Source organism: Bariatricus sp. TF06-38A (assembly GCF_027690675.1).
Classification (GTDB): Bacteria; Bacillota; Clostridia; order Lachnospirales; family Lachnospiraceae; genus Allocoprococcus; species Allocoprococcus comes.
Window position 1 is genome coordinate 1 of sequence record NZ_JAQFCE010000020.1, and the last position, 18,253, is coordinate 18,253.

The 18,253-nt window shown below is 39.4% G+C and carries 15 protein-coding genes; 1 reads left to right on the plus strand and 14 read right to left on the minus strand.

The genetic code is table 11. The features are described 5' to 3' along the window. The 14 genes from PG418_RS13710 to PG418_RS13775 form a co-directional block, all read right to left on the minus strand. Nucleotides 1–461: replication initiator protein A (locus PG418_RS13710; RefSeq protein ID WP_498837523.1), on the minus strand; the 461-nt coding region annotated here is incomplete at its 3' end. 977 nt (nucleotides 462–1,438) lie between these two features. Further along, entirely contained in the window at nucleotides 1,439–2,464 is a 1,026-nt protein-coding gene (locus tag PG418_RS13715; RefSeq protein WP_498837524.1) for a sensor histidine kinase, read from the minus strand. Beyond that, on the minus strand, nucleotides 2,461–3,138 hold the full coding sequence (locus tag PG418_RS13720; RefSeq protein ID WP_117534742.1) for a response regulator transcription factor: 678 nt from the start codon (nucleotides 3,136–3,138) through the stop codon (nucleotides 2,461–2,463). The genes PG418_RS13715 and PG418_RS13720 overlap by 4 nt, the downstream gene beginning before the upstream one ends. 19 nt (nucleotides 3,139–3,157) lie before the next feature. Beyond that, nucleotides 3,158–5,230: an ABC transporter permease gene (locus PG418_RS13725; protein WP_498837525.1), complete on the minus strand. Its 2,073-nt coding sequence runs from the start codon at nucleotides 5,228–5,230 to the stop codon at nucleotides 3,158–3,160. Then, a complete protein-coding gene (locus PG418_RS13730) occupies nucleotides 5,220–5,987 on the minus strand; it encodes an ABC transporter ATP-binding protein (RefSeq protein ID WP_062304187.1) in 768 nt (255 codons plus the stop codon). Before PG418_RS13730 ends, PG418_RS13725 begins: the two co-directional genes overlap by 11 nt. Before the next feature lie 1,166 nt (nucleotides 5,988–7,153). Further along, on the minus strand, nucleotides 7,154–7,483 hold the full coding sequence (locus PG418_RS13735; RefSeq protein ID WP_117555617.1) for a TfoX/Sxy family protein: 330 nt from the start codon (nucleotides 7,481–7,483) through the stop codon (nucleotides 7,154–7,156). A 33-nt stretch (nucleotides 7,484–7,516) separates the two neighbouring features. Next, a complete protein-coding gene (locus PG418_RS13740) occupies nucleotides 7,517–7,900 on the minus strand; it encodes a VOC family protein (protein WP_195254880.1) in 384 nt (127 codons plus the stop codon). 54 nt (nucleotides 7,901–7,954) lie between these two features. After that, nucleotides 7,955–8,569 carry a TetR/AcrR family transcriptional regulator gene (locus PG418_RS13745; protein ID WP_173685410.1) on the minus strand — a complete coding sequence of 205 codons (615 nt, stop codon included), beginning with the start codon at nucleotides 8,567–8,569 and terminating at the stop codon, nucleotides 7,955–7,957. Between the two features lie 9 nt (nucleotides 8,570–8,578). Then, on the minus strand, nucleotides 8,579–8,908 hold the full coding sequence (locus PG418_RS13750; protein WP_498837526.1) for a hypothetical protein: 330 nt from the start codon (nucleotides 8,906–8,908) through the stop codon (nucleotides 8,579–8,581). A gap of 76 nt (nucleotides 8,909–8,984) precedes the next feature. Next, nucleotides 8,985–9,887 (minus strand): ABC transporter permease, encoded by a 903-nt coding sequence (locus PG418_RS13755; RefSeq protein ID WP_173687203.1) that lies wholly within the window; start codon nucleotides 9,885–9,887, stop codon nucleotides 8,985–8,987. Then, nucleotides 9,887–10,798: an ABC transporter ATP-binding protein gene (locus PG418_RS13760; protein ID WP_008372132.1), complete on the minus strand. Its 912-nt coding sequence runs from the start codon at nucleotides 10,796–10,798 to the stop codon at nucleotides 9,887–9,889. Before PG418_RS13760 ends, PG418_RS13755 begins: the two co-directional genes overlap by 1 nt. Before the next feature lie 631 nt (nucleotides 10,799–11,429). Then, the gene (locus PG418_RS13765; protein WP_498837527.1) at nucleotides 11,430–12,230 is read right to left on the minus strand and encodes a helix-turn-helix transcriptional regulator; all 801 of its coding nucleotides are present in this window, start codon (nucleotides 12,228–12,230) and stop codon (nucleotides 11,430–11,432) included. 350 nt (nucleotides 12,231–12,580) lie between these two features. Continuing rightward, on the minus strand, nucleotides 12,581–13,978 hold the full coding sequence (locus PG418_RS13770; RefSeq protein WP_173685743.1) for an MFS transporter: 1,398 nt from the start codon (nucleotides 13,976–13,978) through the stop codon (nucleotides 12,581–12,583). A gap of 169 nt (nucleotides 13,979–14,147) precedes the next feature. Next, on the minus strand, nucleotides 14,148–17,186 hold the full coding sequence (locus PG418_RS13775; protein ID WP_498837528.1) for a glycoside hydrolase family 2 TIM barrel-domain containing protein: 3,039 nt from the start codon (nucleotides 17,184–17,186) through the stop codon (nucleotides 14,148–14,150). A 200-nt stretch (nucleotides 17,187–17,386) separates the two neighbouring features. Here PG418_RS13775 and PG418_RS13780 point away from each other — a divergent pair, with 200 nt between their 5' ends. Further along, on the plus strand, nucleotides 17,387–18,250 hold the full coding sequence (locus PG418_RS13780; protein WP_055145504.1) for an AraC family transcriptional regulator: 864 nt from the start codon (nucleotides 17,387–17,389) through the stop codon (nucleotides 18,248–18,250). Nucleotides 18,251–18,253 lie beyond the last annotated feature (3 nt).

Below are 18,253 nucleotides of genomic sequence, written 5' to 3' on the forward strand. Positions count from 1 at the left end.
GTTACTTTACTAGGTGCCACATTTCCGACTCCTGCACAGCCATTTTTGCAACCAGATGATGGGTGCTTTCCCGACTCTGTTGCAGCCATCTTTTCAACCGCCTTATCATCAACCGTCTGTAAACCTATCTCATCAGATGGAATTTTTACATATAAATGATTGGGTTTTGAAAATCCACCGGATCTGCGAACCAATAGTCCCACATCATCCAATTCCTTCAATGCTGTTTTTACAGAAGATTTGCATTTGCCGATTTGAACAGACAATTCATCAATTGGAAATATCAAATAAACATTTCCATACTTGTCTATCCAGCTATTCTTTCTCGATATCCGCGCCCGGTCATACAAAATCATATAAAGAAATTTTGCATTTTGAGAAATTCGAAGCTTTAGCAAAAACTTCGGAAACCGGAAGTACTGAAGCATCTGCTCTGACTCCTTCATGTATTCATATTTCATTCTTTTCTCGCCTCGTTTCTATTTCTAAGTGTTGTAAAAAACATTTTTATGCCGGCTCAAAAATGTCCTTACATATATTCAAAAGATGAAGGGCATAAATACAGGTTCTTGATGAAAATTTTTATATTTTTCCTGTCCAAAATACCCTTACATAAAACGAAACGCTGAGAGACATTTTTACAGCCCCCTGAGGAAAACTTTTTTATTTTTACGATTAATTAAATATTTGAAAATAAAAAAACACTCACCTATCCAGGTGAATGCCTTATCAAAATTTTCTTATTTTGTTGTCTGTGATGCTTACTCAGAAACACTTGCGTGTCTGCTAAAATGTAATTGCCAGCAATTATATTTTCACGTGGGTATGGGGACGTAATCCCCATCAAGTCTACTACTCGTAAGTAATACAAAATTGTCAAAATGACAATACTGTAATACACGGGTGGATCTTGCTCTGGTTGTAACGTATGAATTCATACAATAATAGGCCCAAATGGGCACTTTCACCATTTGAGCCTATATATTATATATGTCTTTCAAATGATAGCTTAAAAAATAGCTGTCTAGACGGTATGTTTTTAACGTAGAATTGATTTTATGGAAGACAAGGCATGGAATGCTTTGTACCTTTAATGGAAAAATTTAATGATATTTACCATGTACAAAAAAGAAACGGCAGATAAAAAACATCACACGAATCCTTATCGTGCTGTAAACTATATAAGAGATGAGAACGGAAATCCTATATGCCCTAATGGACGTAAATTTCTTTTCAAACGAAAACAACATGTAAGATATAAAAAATATGGACGTACAGAAGAAATCTATCCAAGCTTATTAAGTGTACCCTTTTTACATAAAACAGTGACGATTTTCAAAAAACATATATTAATGTAAAGAAACGCCAGAACCAGCATTTGTCGGAACTAGCGTTTCTTTAGCAGAGACTTATTTTACAGCCCCGTTTTTTGCTTATATTATTTTCCTCCGTTGGATCTCAATTTTGGAAAGAAGATGACTATCTTAAAGCCCTTTTCCCACGGGGAAGCAGCTTCCAGACGAAGGTTTAGATCGTCAGCCATCTTCTTAACCAGGTAAAGCCCTATACCGGTAGCTTTCTTTCTGCTGTCAGTAGAATCCCCGGTAAAGCCCTTTTGAAAAATATACGGCAGATCATATTTTTTTACACCGATGCCATTATCCTCAACTGAAAGGACATCTGCGATCTCCGAATGTATCATAGAGATTGTTAGTATGGGACTATCGCTGCTATATTTTATGGCATTGCTCACGATCTGTCCCAACATAAACTGAAGCCCTCTACGGTCTGTATAGACTGTTTCAGATTGCAGTTTATTGATAATTACATACTGCTTTTCTTCCAGAAGTGGGGCATAGTCCTCCAGAACTTCCCCCAAGCAGTCATTCAAATTGATATCCTTAAACTGATAATCCTTTGTACTGCTCTTTAACCGGGCATAGTATAACATCTGAGTGACATCCTCCTGAAGCTGACTGCGGACATAATCCAGTTTTGCTTGCAGGGGAGGAGACATTTCGTTGCTCCGATTATCCAGGAGCATGGTCAACAACGATAGGGGCGTTTTCGCTTCATGTGCCCAGCCCTCCACATATTCTTCATAGTCCTGTAGGGCATCTGCCATACTGTTACTCTCAGTTTTGTGTTCCTGTAAAACTGATGCCAGAAGCCGGATAGATTCTCCTTCTTCCCGGCTGATGGCACTGAGCAGCCGTTCCTCGTTGCAGATGGTAGGATCACTGAGGAAATCCCGGAACAGCTCTCGGCGGGTGGTCTCCCGCTTGTTTAGTACAAACAGAATTGCTGAAAACAAAAGGAGGCTTGTCAGAACTACTAACCCACTCAAGGTTTGAAATGCCTGAATGTCAGAAATCCAAAGAATGATAGCACAAAAGCAATCCACGCCCAACAGCAACAGCAGCCAGGGGTAGTACCGTTCTATCATGCGCCAAAGCCGCTTCATGGAGCCACCCCCGTTTCCAGACGATAGCCCATCCCACGAACCGCAACGATTCGCTGCTTCATCTCAAGACCGGACATCGTCTTTTTCAGCCTGGTCAGATTAACCTGCAAGGCATTTTCGTCTATGTATTCCGTGGTTCCCCATAGTGCTATGCAAAGTTGCTCCGTCGTGACCAGAGCATCGCCGCCGGACAAAAGAGCAACCAACAGTTTTCCCTGATTTTTTGGAAGCACGACAGAGGTATTATGAATATAAAGCGTGTAGGTCTGCTGGTCTAACAGGAAATCTGGTCCCTCTATGAGATTGGTACGGCCTTCATACCTTTTGAGAATATTGGATACCCTGGCAAGAAGTCGATCTTTTCTGCACGGCTTCGTCAAATATTCATCAGCACCCAAGTGGAACGCTTGCAGTTCATCCTTTACCTGATCTCTGGAAGTCAGTACCAGGACGGGGATAGCGGTTTTATTCTTTAGTTCCTGGCAGATTTGAAAGCCACTGATCTCCGGCAAATTCAGGTCTAAGATCACAAGGTCAGGACGGAGGGCTGCCAGGAGCCGAGCGGCATCTTCCAACTCGGTGATTGCCTCCGCAAGATACCCGTCCTTTTGAAGCATATTGCAGAGTTCTTCCCGCATATAGACTTCATCTTCCACAACAGCAATTCTTTTCACGGCAGCACCTCCTTCCAAATTATTCTTCTCTCTGTGGCTGCATCAGTGTCAGCAAATACCGATCACTGGAGTGCTTGACCACTCTCATATAAATATATTCTATCACGCAAAGCAGCAAAATCATAGTAGCAGATACAAGCAGCATTTCAGACACTGTCCCACGGGTTCGAGACGAGAGTATCCCTGTAAATAACGCCCTGACTCCAAACAGACTGCTGACAGCCGCAACCAATACAGGAAGTCCCATAAACCAGGTAATTTGCTTTCCAGCAGACTGGCAAAGGGTTTCGTAAGTAGCTCCCAGGCGGATCAGAGTCTGGTATCTGCGCCCGGTTTTCTGCTGACTCATCAGGAACTGAACACCCACGATGGTGTTGGCAACTACCAGGAAAACAATTGCTAGATATAGGGTAATATAACTGTATGCTATGGTGTAGAAAAGCTGACGACCCATATTCTGAAGATAGCTTTCATATTCAATGCCAGTTTCGTCCAGCTTCTCGTTCAAATCCAAATATGCAGTCATAAGGCTATTTCCATCCAGAGCCTGTTCACTGAGCACCGCATTGACATAGGTATCATACATCCCCTGGCTATAATATAGGAATGCTTCATCCGGAAGAATCAATGCAAAGGACAAGGTTATAGAACGGTCCGTGACCAAATTCACAGACTGAACCTCTCCTGTAAGATGAATCGGACTATCATCCAGTTCCACCTTGGGATGCCCGGCCAATACTTGGTTCAGCATTGCGGTACGGCTTACCGTAGTAAACTCTGTATCAATATAGACAGCGGCCTCCTTTTCGCCTAATTGGAGAGCCGGATTGCCGGACAATTCCAACAAACGATTATAGTCCGATAAACAAATCAAATATGGGTATGTGGCATAATCAAGATTGTTCAAAAGGACATCCCGGTCTTCCGACTGGGGCAGGCTTCGAAGAGAGTCCATAACAACGTCCATGCTGTAGGCATTATCATAATCTTCTGTGGTGTGAATACTCCCAACCCTCATTTCAAAAAGCTCTGAAAATTGATTTTCCAAACCGTTTTCTTTCAGGGCTGCCTTTATATTCGGAAGAACCTGCGATGAATCTTCTGCAGTATGATCTTCAAAAGTATAGTCGATTACATGGCCAGAAGACAGGCTATTCGTTCCTGCAATTCCTACGCCCGCACCAAAACAACACAGCGCTGCCAGAATCAGCAGGGAGCTGATGGCAATGGAGTTTGACTGATGAATGACATTCTCCTGAATCTGCCGGAAGGTAAATACATGCAGCTGCTTATTTCCTTTTCCTTTCTTAACAATCAAAGCAATCAGCGCACGCATCCCATAGAAAAGCAGCATCGTACCAACTATGCCCAACAGCAAAGTCAGTCCCATCATACTTACCTTTGTCCATGCAATTCCCTGAATCGCCATGTAGTAAGCCACTGCCAACATCACACTTCCGCATATAGCAGCCAGTCCATAGATAACAGATGGCATTTGCTTTTTGGGGTGGTTCGTTGGCTGGGATAGCAAAGTACCGATCTCTTGGCGGCTGATTCGTCCACTCAAAATCAGAAGTGCCGTCAGCTTAATTGCCAGAAATCCTGCCAGCGTCCATTCAATCGCAGACCAGGATAAAGAAAACTGATGACCGATGATCCCCATGCCTACCAGTTTGGCGGTGACAAGACTGACAATTTCTGAAAGCACCACAGCCACAGGTAATCCTATGAGCATGGCAAGAATACTGGTCAGGAAATCTTCCGCCAGAAGCATACCAAACAGTTTACTTCTACGCATCCCCAACATTAGATAAACACCAAACTCATGCCGTCTGCGCTCGAACTGATACTTGCAGGCAAAATAGATCAAAAAGAACAGAATACCGAGGGTCATCCCATAAAACGCAGGAATCAGAAGCAGGAGTTTGTCAACTGCGTCACTCTCCATTTTCTGCAAAAAGAGCATCACATCTTGAGTGGAGATGGAAAGAATCATGTAAAATGCAACAATAGAAATCACCAGGGAGCTGAAAAACAGACCGTTTTCCTTTCGGCTGCGGCGACTGTTCCGAAGAATGAGATTAGAGAACATTTGCGCTGCCCCCTCCCAGTTGCGCCATCACCTTCAGGATGCGCCCGTAGAACTCCTGCTGGCTTTCGTCTCCACGCCGAAGCTCATGAAAGATCACGCCATCCTGGATGAACAGGATGCGCTTACAGAAGCTGGCGGCATTGGAATCATGGGTTACCATCAAGATCGTAGCTTGTTCGTCACGATTCAGGCCGGACAGCTTCTCCATAAGACTTCTTGCGTTCTTAGAATCCAGCGCACCCGTCGGTTCATCGGCAAGGATCATTTGGGGATGTAAGATCAGAGCCCTTGCTGCCGCAACACGCTGACGCTGGCCACCGGACATCTTGGACGGAAACTTATCCAGAACATCAGAAATTTCCAGATAGTCAGCCAACTGCTTCAGCCGCTGGCTGCTTTCTGTTTCGGCTACCCCATGCAAGGAAGTCGGGAGCAGGATATTTTCCCTGCCAGTCAGGTTGTCCAGCAATTCAAAGTTCTGGAATAGATAACCAACTTTTTTGCCACGGTACTCGGCAAGAGCCTTTTCCTTGAGGGATTGCAGAGTATCTCCCTCCACCTGAATGCTTCCACCTGTAGGCTGAATCACAGTTGCAATACAGTTGAGAAGCGTGGATTTGCCGGAACCACTGCTTCCCATAATACCGAGAAACTCTCCCGGCATGACCTGAAAAGTGATTCCGTTCAGTGCTCTCGTCTGGTTTGGCAACGTCCCATAGACTTTGGTAAGATTTTCAATATTCAAAATTGGTTTCATGTGAATGCCTCCTATCCATTTCTGGGTAAATGATAGCACAGAAGCACAATAAATAACACTTACAGTCGCTGTAAGGATTCTGTTCCTGTTTTCAGAACAAGAATGACGCATCAAGCGGAATAAGTATATGTTTTGTAAAAACGTCGGGTGACAATGAAAAAATATGCTGGACTACCGGATTGGCTAACTTGCATTTCTTTGTCAATTCTGGTAACCGCTTCAAACATGGAAGTTTCTGTTCTTACTTTTATTATACTCAATCAATAAAATCAACACGGTTCAGCAAATTTTAATTATTTCCAATATGACAAAATTGCTTCCTGTTATATTTATCTATTTCTTTATTTCTCTATTATTCCGATCCGGTCTTCCAAAGGTATAAATAAGGTGTAAATTATTCGTCAATCATCAAAAAATCCTTTAAAGCCTAGGCTTTCACAGCATCCATTAAACACTGCCGTGACAATTAAAAGCAAATCATAATACAACAACGTTCTGTCCGATACTAGAAATATATCATCAGCATGCAGTTTGAGTGAAAAAAGTCTCATGGTCATGAGCAAAAATGAAAGCAAAATTTATTAGATGGTACAACATACTATGCCTTTAAAATTCCAGTTACATATTCATATTGGAACCTAATCACCAGTTATTTTTATTATAATACTTGCAAAAAAGAAGCGCTCATACAAGCACTTCTCCTTACCATATTAGGACTTCAATCAAAAGTTAATGGGCCACAAAGTGGGCCATTTTTCAAAAACTTACATGAATTTATATAGAGTTTTATCCAAGTCGGAAATCCGTTAAATGCTCTAGCTATCAGCATTTAAAGGCATTTAACAACTTATATGGACATTTATGAAATCGGTCTCGTAATAACGATTCCTAATTTCATTTTGTATATTTCCTCCTATAAATCCTTTGATTTTCAGTATAATTATCTAAATTCAGTACTCTGTATTATACCATAGCCTTTTCTCTTTGTGAATATTTAAGTTTCTGTTTTCTTTACACTTGTAAGCAACCTTATTTGTAAAACTTAATTTTCTCTAAGAAATTTGTTGCGCCTGCCGCCAATGACAGATCGTTCTTGATGAAAAATTTTTCGGTTATTTGAATACCTGAAAACCAAAAACACTCACCCATTCCGGGTGAATGCTTTATCAAAATTTCCTTATTTTGTTGTTTGATTTATGAACCGGCAATTCGTCATACATTGCTTTAAAAAGTCCAGCCAAATATTCCTTACTGTCAACATCTTCTACTAACAGCATCTCCTTTGCCCCTTCATACGGTAATTCATAAATCGCAGTTGCCATATAAGAAACTGCAGATTTTGTCGGTTTCACAAGTAACCTGTCATCATATATGCCTCCGACAATCCTGCCACGATAATATATGATATATTCTCCCATCATTGCACGATAATTAATTTCTTCTAAATCAGATAACTGCTCTAATATAAATTGTAAATATTCTTTGCTTGAGGCCATGTTTTTGTCCTTTCAAATACCTGCATTTTCAAATTATACTGTAATCTCAATTTGATTATCTTCAATCGCAACAATGCAGCTTTCGTAATATCCATCACCCGTAGTCCGTGGTCCACTGATAACCTCATAACCATCCGCTTTTAATTCTGCCGTCAATGCATCCACTATTTCTACACTTCCTACGCTAAAAGCTATATGTGAATATCCAGTACGAACTATTTTCTTCGGTAAATCAGCCATTTCCGGTAAATTCATTATTTCAATACGTGCACCATCCTCAAATGTGAGAAAATACGAATAAAAGCCTGTTTTCTGATTATGATATCCAGCATTTGATTTTGCTCCCAAATATTTCATAAAGAATTTTTTTGTATTTTCCAAATCATTTACATAAAGTGCAACATGTTCAATTCTCATGATTATTACTCCATTCCTGATGCTCTGATTCATCGTTCAAATTGCTTCACCCTTTCAACTTATCTGCATTTCCTGTAAGAAATGATCCATATGCTCTTCCAGTAACTTTATCACTTGACTTTTGTCTTCTGCTCCATCATATATGCTATAAAGCAAAAAAATAGGTCCATAAAAATCAAGTGCTGTCTGTCTGGCTTTTCCTTCATCGCCCAGCATTCCTGAAAACAAAGCTTCCATATAAGTTAATGGTCCGCTTGCAAGATAATTCTGATATAGCTGTGCCATCTGTGGCTCTCTGTACTGTTCCAATGTCAACATCTTACGAAAACAGCTTGAAAATTCTTCCTCCGTCCAATGAAGAAACTGCACCTTTGTGAACTGCTTAATCTTATCAAATGCCGTTTCTTTATACTCGGCTGTAACCTTTTCCAGATCACCCTCCGGCATTTCATACTGCTTTACTCTCTCAATATCCAATTCATTCATTTTTTCAATAATACTGTCCAATATCTCCTGCTTGCTTTTATAATGCTTATACAATGCAGCCTTGGTTACTCCAAGTTTTGAAGCAATATCATTCATGGATGTTCCCATATATCCACTCTGTGCAAATAACTTCAAAGCTTCTTCCAATATTTTTTCCTTTGTGTTCTTTTCTTTGCTTTCCATGTCTATCTCCTAATTTAAATCTGTTATTAAGTTACCTTTTGGTAACTTGTCAAGTAAATTATAAATTAGTGTTTTCTTTCTCCCTGCATCTTGAAAAAATAACATGCCGTTTTGCATTATTGTTAGTTCTGCATCGACATCATTGGCAAACTTATGGATAGTCTCCTGTGATGTCAGATTATCTTTATCTCCATATAATATACAAGTCGGAACCGACCAATTAACCGGATGATTACGCACATAACACAAATATTCCCAGGACAATGTTTCTCCAAATCCTGTAGTTATCAACTGTTTTTCACGTAACTTTTCTTCCGTTATATCCGCCCATCTCATCATGTCAAAAATCACCTTTTCCATATCAACGATTGGTGAAATGAAAAAGGCTTTGTCTATCTGCCGAAAATAATATTTTCTATCGTCCGCCTTCACCATCTGGCAGCAATGTAACAAAATAATAAATAATTCCGAATACAGCTATACTTCCCATCATAATACCGATCATCTGATTTACACCTACTACATTTCCATGAAATACCGGATTGCAATCAAGAGTGGCTCTTATCGCTTCAACCATTTCATCCGGATAATGTTTTCTCTCCATCTCCATGAATACTCCGTGAAGCATATGATTCTTAATCAATGAAGTGGCATATGTACTCGGAAGATAAGACAGTGCCTTCTGAAGACCTGATCCAAAATTTGAAATCGGCATATAAGCACCACATATAAAACCATATCCTGCGCTGACAATTGTACCTACAGCCGAAAGCTGTCCCTGTGTTGTCAACGGAAAGCTAATGATACTTGAAAGTGTACTTCCAAACAGGACGAGCAATATCATATCAAATAGAACCCATAATACGTCTGCTGCATTCAGATACCATCCCATTTTAAGCAGATATCCCAGACATAATACAAACGCAAGTGTATTGACCATCACTGAATTAGCTACTGTTGACAGAAAATATCCTAAATATATTTTTCCCTTGCTGACCGGCGAAACATTAAAATCCTTCCATGTTCCATTTGCCTTGTCCTGCACCATAGTCAGATTCACGCAGAATGTTACAGTAATACAGCTTACTGCCATAAGTGATGCTGTCAGTTGTGCTGCCACGGTTCCATTAATGAGCTTATCTGAAATCGTGATCATATCCGGAATCGCTGCTGTAAAAGAATCTCTGAAAACTTTTGCAAGAAACGTAGCATACAGAACAATCAGAATGACGGGGGTAATCATTGATGTAAACAACATCCCTTTATCTTTAAAAAACAGTTTCCTGTTCCTGTTCATTAATGCCAATACTGTTCTCATCAATGCTCACCTCCTAGCTTTTTCCCTGTGACTGCAAGAAATACATCATCCATTCCGCCTTTTACTACCTCATAATCCCTGAATAGGTCCTGATGTTCTACAATAAGCTCCGTAGCTTCCTTCGTATTTCTTACTTTTATCTGATATCCGTCACGTATTTTTTTATATTCTCTGTTCAATGACTTTATTTCATCTTCGGAAACACCATAAACAGATACTATATCCTGTACATAATCATTTTTAAGTTCAAACGGTGTACCTTCCGCTGCGATACTTCCTTTGTCGAGAATCACAACATACCCGGCATTAGCAGCCTCTTCCATATAATGGGTGGTTAGAAATACTGTCATATTTTCATTTTTCTGAAGCTTCTCGATAACATTCCAGATTAATTGCCTTGTCTGTGGATCAAGCCCTGTTGTAGGCTCGTCAAGAATCAAAATTTCCGGTCTGTGCAATAATGCACGGGCAATATCAATCCTTCTTCTCTGACCGCCCGACAGCTTACCTACAGGTCTGTTTAAAAACTCGTCAAAATCCAAAATCTCGACCAGCTCCTGTAATCTCTTATCAAAGGCATTTCCTGTAATGCCATACAAAGCAGCTCTGCTCATTAGGTTCTCTTTCACCGTAAGTGGTTTATCAAGTACGCTATCCTGAAATACAACACCAAGCATCCTTTTTGTCTGTGCGCCGGCTTTGTCAGTTTCTATTCCGTTTACCTGAACCGTTCCACTGTCTTTTTTCAGCAGTCCACAAAGAATAGAAATGGTTGTACTTTTCCCTGCACCGTTTACTCCTAGAAATGCAAACAATTCTCCTTTTTTCACACGAAAGCTCAAATCATTTACCGCTTTTACTTCGCCAAAGCTTTTATTCAAGTGGCTGATTTTAATGATATCTGATTCCATATCTTCTCCTTATATTTTCATTTTTCCTTAAATGCTGCAGCATATGTTGGATTTATCTTTTAAAATAAAATCCATATATTAAAAAGTAATATGAATGCAAAAATTGTCCATGCCCCTTAGCAGTTACCATTCGGTTGCTTATATTCTAGTAACCAATTGGTAACTTGTCAATCTTTTTCTAATCTTCTATCACTTCTATCGGATAAGCATCCGAAACATAAATCATCGGATCATATGAATAAAAAATATAATTTTTTCGCTTGCCACTTTCGTTCTTCACTTGTTTTGTTATAAGCCATTATCTTTCCTCCGATTTTTGGTATAGAAATCAAATCAGAGCATGGCGGTTACCGGATATGTGGTATCCCACAATTCTCAAAAAATGTCGAAAAAAAAGTGTTGCAACCAGTATGATGATTACAACACTTTGTTCATTCTTATTGTTTAATTCTTTTTGTTGGACCCATTGATGCAAATACCACTTCTCCTATTGCTCATGTCTCCCCTCAAAACATTACATTTAGAAGCATATGACATAATAATTAACCACTACCCCATATTATAAATACCACCCAGAGATACTTATTTCAGACTGATAATCAGATTTTTATTGAATTTATTAATCTATATGTTATGACAACATATCTTTCAGACATGTACTCCGGTAGTCACTCGGTGATATTTTATATCTTTCTTTAAATACTCGGTTAAATGTTCTCTGACTTTCAAATCCACTATCCAGACAAATATTTGTAATAGAATCACTCGTATTTTCCAAACGCTGGCATGCATAGTTCAGCCTTACATCGTTAAGATATTGATTAAAGTTTCTATGGAATGTTTTGGAAAAGAGTCTGGATAAAACATATTTGCTCACCCCCAGATCTTTTGCCATCTCTTCCAGCGAAAATTTCTTCTTAAAATTTGCTGATATATAGGAAACTGTCTGGTAAATAAGATCGTTGCTCCCCACATTACTCTTTTCTACCAAATTTAATTTTCCTATGCAGCGTGCCAACACAATCTGAAGATATGCCTGTGCAACAGTAATATCCGACTGTTCTGTCTCTAAAATTGCATTTATAACCCTATATACCTCCGGTTCAACCTTTTCCGCTTTGATGATTGGGTATTCAGGAGCCATGGATTGCATGATATCTGCAAATTTGGCTATCGTAAATGGCGATGTAATCAGATAAGTCGCTTTATTTACACCGGGTGTCAGTACCTGATAGTGATGAATAACATCTGGAAATACAAAGCCTATATCTCCTTTTTCCATATGGTATAGTTCCTGTCCGACACCAAGTTCTAATACTCCACTTGTTACACAAACGATCTCCAGTGCATTATGAAGATGAGGTTCAATATGTTTTGACTTCCTATTTATTGCTATGATCTCCTCTTTTGTGTCAACATATTTTAACTGCATGAAATACTCCCCTTTGCAACATTTGTCTATATCTTCTTTCGATTTGGCAAGCAATCCTTTTACACCTATCTTATAATCAACTTGTAAATAAGGAAAGGAGGAATTGCAAATGAGCAACCTAAAAAAATATCTGAATGACCTTTTAGTATTCTACATTGAATATTTTGAGCATCCTTACCATGTATAAATACTAAAAGGACTATTTTGTGAAAACTGAATATTTTCTTAAGGCCATTTCACAAAAATGAAGTGGTCCTTTTTTATTTTCAAAATCCAGTTCTATCACTTTATATATAGAAAAAGCACTGTCTCATCGGGCAACGACCAGACAACGCTTTCTCCTGTCAATTCTAATTTATGTCTGATGCATCTGTTACTTCATCTGTAGCAATTCCTTTTTCTGCTTTCAGTTTTTTATTTGCATCTTCTACATTCATTCTTGAAAGTACAAACATAATCAATACATCAAAGATTAACGGAAGCCAAAGATACATAAACTGCATCATATCAAGTGCAGACTGCGGCTGAGTTGCATTTGTTCCGATATATCCACTGAACTCAAGCAGCCATCCAACAACAGCGGTTCCAATACCTCCACCGATTTTTACGCCAAGAGAAGTACAAGAGTACATCGTTCCGTCAATTCTCTTTCCCTGTGTAAGATAAGTGTACTCAGAGCAGGATGCGATAACTGCATTCATATCTCCCTGCCATGGTCCCTGACCTAAGGCTGCAAGAGCTGTAAATGCCATCATCAGCGGAACACTGCCCATATATCCGGCAACAACAACAAGTGCTCTACCGATGACTGCTAAGACGTAACCTCTTAAGTTCAGTTTATACATACCTTTCCACTTACCAACTAATGTCGGTGTGAAAATCAGGGCAATGATCAGTGGAATATTTACTGCCCATGCAAATTTTCCAAACAAATTCTTATTTTTCAGTACCCATGTCATGTAATAAATGCCAGCTCCAATCATGGCACCATATAACTGCTGTAAAATATATGTTCCACAAATCATCATGTAATATTTGTTTTTAACAAGAAGCTTGAATGCCTGTACCATTCCGTACTTTTCATTATCATCCTTTACTTCTCCTTCGTTAAGTTCTTCCTCAGGAAGTTCCTTAACAGAAAGTGCTGAAATCGTATTTACGACAAGACCAATGATTGCATAGATAATAGCAACCGTTCTCCATGCTGCAGCATCTCCACCACATTTATCTACAAATCCAACTGTAATTGCCTGAATCAGAAGACTTGTTGAAAACGCAAAAATAAAACGGTAAGATCCCATCTGCACACGCTCTTTGCTGTTCTTTGTAATCAGTGACGTAAGTGCTGAATAAGCAATATTGTTTGCTGTATAAAACACACCATTTAACAGTGTGTAAGAGATAAAGAACCATGCATATTTAGCCGTTGTTCCCAAGCTGACTGGTACTGCAAAACAGCAGACCAGCGTAATGGCACAACCAATATATCCATATAGCATCCAGGGTTTCGCTTTTCCCATTTTACTGTGTGTTTTGTCAATCATTGATCCAAAAAATATATCCGTAAAACCATCAAATAGTTTTGATACGGCAATCAGGGTACCTACGACACCTGCAGCAAGTCCTACTGAGTCCGTCAAATAGACCATCATAAAAGATGTCAGGAACGCATAGACTACATTACCTGCAATATCGCCTGATCCATATCCAATTTTGTTATACCATTTCAAATACTTTTTTTCTTCCATCGAATTTCTTTGCTCCTCATCTTCATCGCACTTAGAATTTCAAGATGTCTAACAGAGTATGATGTCTAATTCTAGTTTTTTCTCTGTTTTTGTCTGATTGCTCTGTATATCCGGACTTTACATAACAATCAGACTCTCTTTCCTTGTTTACAGGTTACATGAAACTTTATTATCCCTTTATATACGGTATCAGTGTAAACTGGAACCGGAATAATACATCATCAAATCGGTACTGCTCCAATACAACTGGACCACAACTGTTAGAACCAATGCCATTTAGTGCATAGTCAACACAAAATACTACACTATCTGATTCTGTCAGTTCATAATTATGCGTTTTCTCCTCAAGTTCTTCCTGCGTATAATAAGAAGCATTGAATGAGAAGGCATTTTCCGCAGAGACCACAATTCCATATCGGCTGTTGTTAAGCTCTACATATTCACAATCATAATGGCTTCCATTTTCCTGTGGGCGAATATAATCCTCATGCAAATCATCTACATTTGCCTGATACAAGCCGTGGCTCGCAGCCTGATGTTTGTCACAATAGCTTTCCTGTGGTCCCATTCCAAAGTATCGTGTAGCTGAAAGTTTTTTATCCAGGAACATCCTCACACCAAATCTTGGCAGGTCCGGGAATTCATCATCTTTTGTTACTTCAATATCTGCATCAATCTTTCCAGCAGCTTCTATTTTCCATGTGATCGTCACATCAAGAATCTTCTGTACTGTCTCTGCCACAACGGATGCATGGCTTGTAATTTTCACACCATGCTTTCCCTGCACGACCTCTGTCGTGTAAGCTCTTGTATAAGCTTTATCATAATGGGCTTTCTTCCATTCAGACTTGATGTACATATCATTATCTGTTGGTGCCCTCCAGATATTTAATTCCATCGGGTGGTTCAGATATTCCCGACCTGCAAATTTCATCTCTGTAAAAAGTGCAGTCCGTCGGTCGATTGTATATGCGAATTCACGGCCTTTGATATGAATCTGGGTATCATCTTCACTCACCTGTAATTCAGAATCCGTCACTGTTTTTTCAACCCATTTTTCTGCTAACTGGCATTTGGCATCCTTCTGGCTTACTTCGATCTCATCAAATCCAAGGATATAACCCTCTTCCAGCAGAGGCATTTCTTTTTTCAGGTGGTAAGTGAGTTTTAAATAGCATTTTCCATTTTCCGGAACGTTGACCTGCAGGTTTGTTTTTCCTTCACTATGTGGTACCACAGATACTTCATCAAGTTTTCCTTTCCCAATCAAAAGTCCATCCTGTGTCAATTCATAGCTGATTTTCACATAATCTTTCAGATTATCAAAATCCATGTAGTTATGAAGCACCAGTTCTCCGCTTTCTTTGTCATAGGAAATAACCCTTGCCGGGCGATAAACATTCTTGTATTCCAAAAGTCCTGTATGTACCGTTCTGTCCGGATATACTAATCCATCCATACAGAAGTTGCCATCATGAATTTCTTCGTCATGGTCGCCCCCATAAGCATATATAGTCTTTCCATTCTCAGCAGTTCCATGAGCAATCGCATGGTCACACCATTCCCAGACAAAGCCGCCACACATTTTATCATTATCCTGAATCATCTGGAAGTAATCTTCAAAATCTCCAGGTCCGTTTCCCATGCTGTGACAGTACTCTACCAAAAGAAAGGGTTTGCTTCCATCTTTATCCAGATATTCCTGAATTTCGGAAAACGCCGGGTACATCCGGCTGTACACATCCAGATTGCTGTAATCATATGTTTCATCATAATTACGATATCTTGCACTCTCATATTGTGTGATACGGTCTGGATCAAAATTCTTTGTCCATTCCAGTGCTTTTTCAAAGTTGCAGCCATAAGCACTCTCATTTCCCATTGACCACATAACAATACAGAAACGGTTTTTGTCACGTTCCACCATGAGTTTTACTCGATCACCGATTGCCTCTTCCCATACCGGATCATCTGCAATCTTCTCATTCCATCGTTTGAACCGATTGTAATCGGTGTCTTCTTTTCTGTAAATCATAAATGGACCATGAGCTTCAATATCTGCTTCATCTATTACCATGAATCCATACTTGTCACACATTTCATAGAAAAATGGTGCGTTCGGATAGTGGCTGGAACGGATCGCATTAAAATTATGCTGCTTCATTAACGTAAGATCGGTTGTAATCTGTTCCGGATTGATTGTAAATCCAGTAACCGGATCAGAATCATGTCGATTGACACCACGGAATTTAATCTTCTGTCCATTTAAATAAATAACCTGGTCTTTAATCTCTATCTTTCTTAATGCAATGTGATCTACAATTACTTCATTCTCTGTTTCAAGAATCAGTTTATATAGATATGGATTTTCTGTATTCCAAAGTTCCGGACTTGCGATTTCTAATACAGCTGTTCCTTCTTCAGCAATACTTCCTAGTGCTACAACTGCTCCGTTTCTATCTTCAATCGAAATTTTTACATTTAACGGAGAGTAGAATTTCATTTCAATTTCTACTTTCGCAAGCATATCCTCAATTCTTGTTTTAATATGATAATCACTGATTGCCTGTTTTGGGCGTTTCAAAATGTACACATCCCGGAAAATACCACTCATACGGAATTTGTCCTGATCTTCCAAATAGGAACCATCACACCACTTCATGACCAGAACCGCTATGCTGTTCTCTCCGTCCCGAAGGAGGTCGGTGATATCAAACTCACTGGTCATATGAGAAACCTGGCTATACCCTACATAAGAGCCATTGATCCATACATAAAAGCAACTGTCTACTCCTTCAAAATTCAAGAAAGCTTTTGGTGCATTTTCATCTTTGTGATAAACAAAGGTATGTGCATATGTTCCACATGGAATATCCTGTGGTACATACGGTGGATCAAATGGGAACGGATACCTGATGTTTGTATACTGATGTGTGTCATATCCTGCCATCTGCCATACACTCGGAACCTGAATCTCATCAAAATTTTCTGTATCATAATCTTTCTCAAAGAAGGATTCCTGAACATCATAGATACTGTTAAAATACTGGAACTTCCAAGTTCCGTTCAATAACTGCATTCGGTCTGACTCTTCCCTGTGCTCCACCAGGTTATCCATTCTTTTGGATGCCGGAATAAAATAGGCTCTGGCTGGCATTGTATTTTCATGCAGTACGCTTAAATCCTCATAATAACGTGGTACAATCATAAATAACTCTCCTTTAATACATATACATTTTTTTGCACTTTGTTTTTCCACAGCAAACCTTGTCTTTTACTTTTATGTTTACTCTTCTCTGTTTTGCTATATATATCTTATCCTAATCTGCAAAACATGTCTATGAATTGGATTAGACAAAATATGCACTAAATGATACAATAACAAAAAAGGAAAAGAGGTGCTACCATATGTATATGAATACCGGTTATTTAAACCACTCCCATATGGATTTCAAAGACAAAAGTCGCCCACTGGTTGTAGGAAGTTGCGGTACTTACCGCCTTTCCAGCCATCCAAAGTTACCAACCTACCGTCCAAGGGGACGCCTGGATTATCAGATTATCTATATCACTGCTGGTTGTGGGCATTTTCATTTTGACAATATGGATAACGAAACGATTGTCCCCGCCGGTAATATTGTACTGTACAGACCGAAGGAACTTCAGAAATATGAATATTATGGAAAAGATAAGACAGAAGTATACTGGATTCATTTTACAGGCAACAATGTAAAAAATATCCTACGGCAATATGGATTCCCGGATAAAGAGCGTGTATTTCAGGTCGGAACCTCTATGGAATACGAACAGATTTTCAAGCGTATTATCATCGAGCTTCAGCGTTGCCAAGATAATTATGAGGAAATGCTTGTCCTTCTGCTCCGTCATCTTCTTATCATCTTTCATCGGGAACTGACCAGGGAACATATCTCGAAAAATGAATACCTGGATCACGAGATGGATAACGCAGTTACCTTTTTCAGTGAAAATTATAACCAGAATATTAGCATAGATGATTATGCTGCCTCACGTGGAATGAGTGTCAGCTGGTTTATCCGAAACTTCAAAAAATACACAGGTTCTACACCAATGCAGTTTATTGTGGGAATCCGAATTAACAATGCCCAGATGTTACTTGAAACAACAACCTATTCCATCAATGAAATTTCTAAAATCGTCGGGTATGATAATCAGCTTTATTTCAGCCGGCTTTTCCACAAGCTGAAAGGATATTCCCCAAGAGAGTACCGAAAGATAAGAAACAAGTTCTAAAAT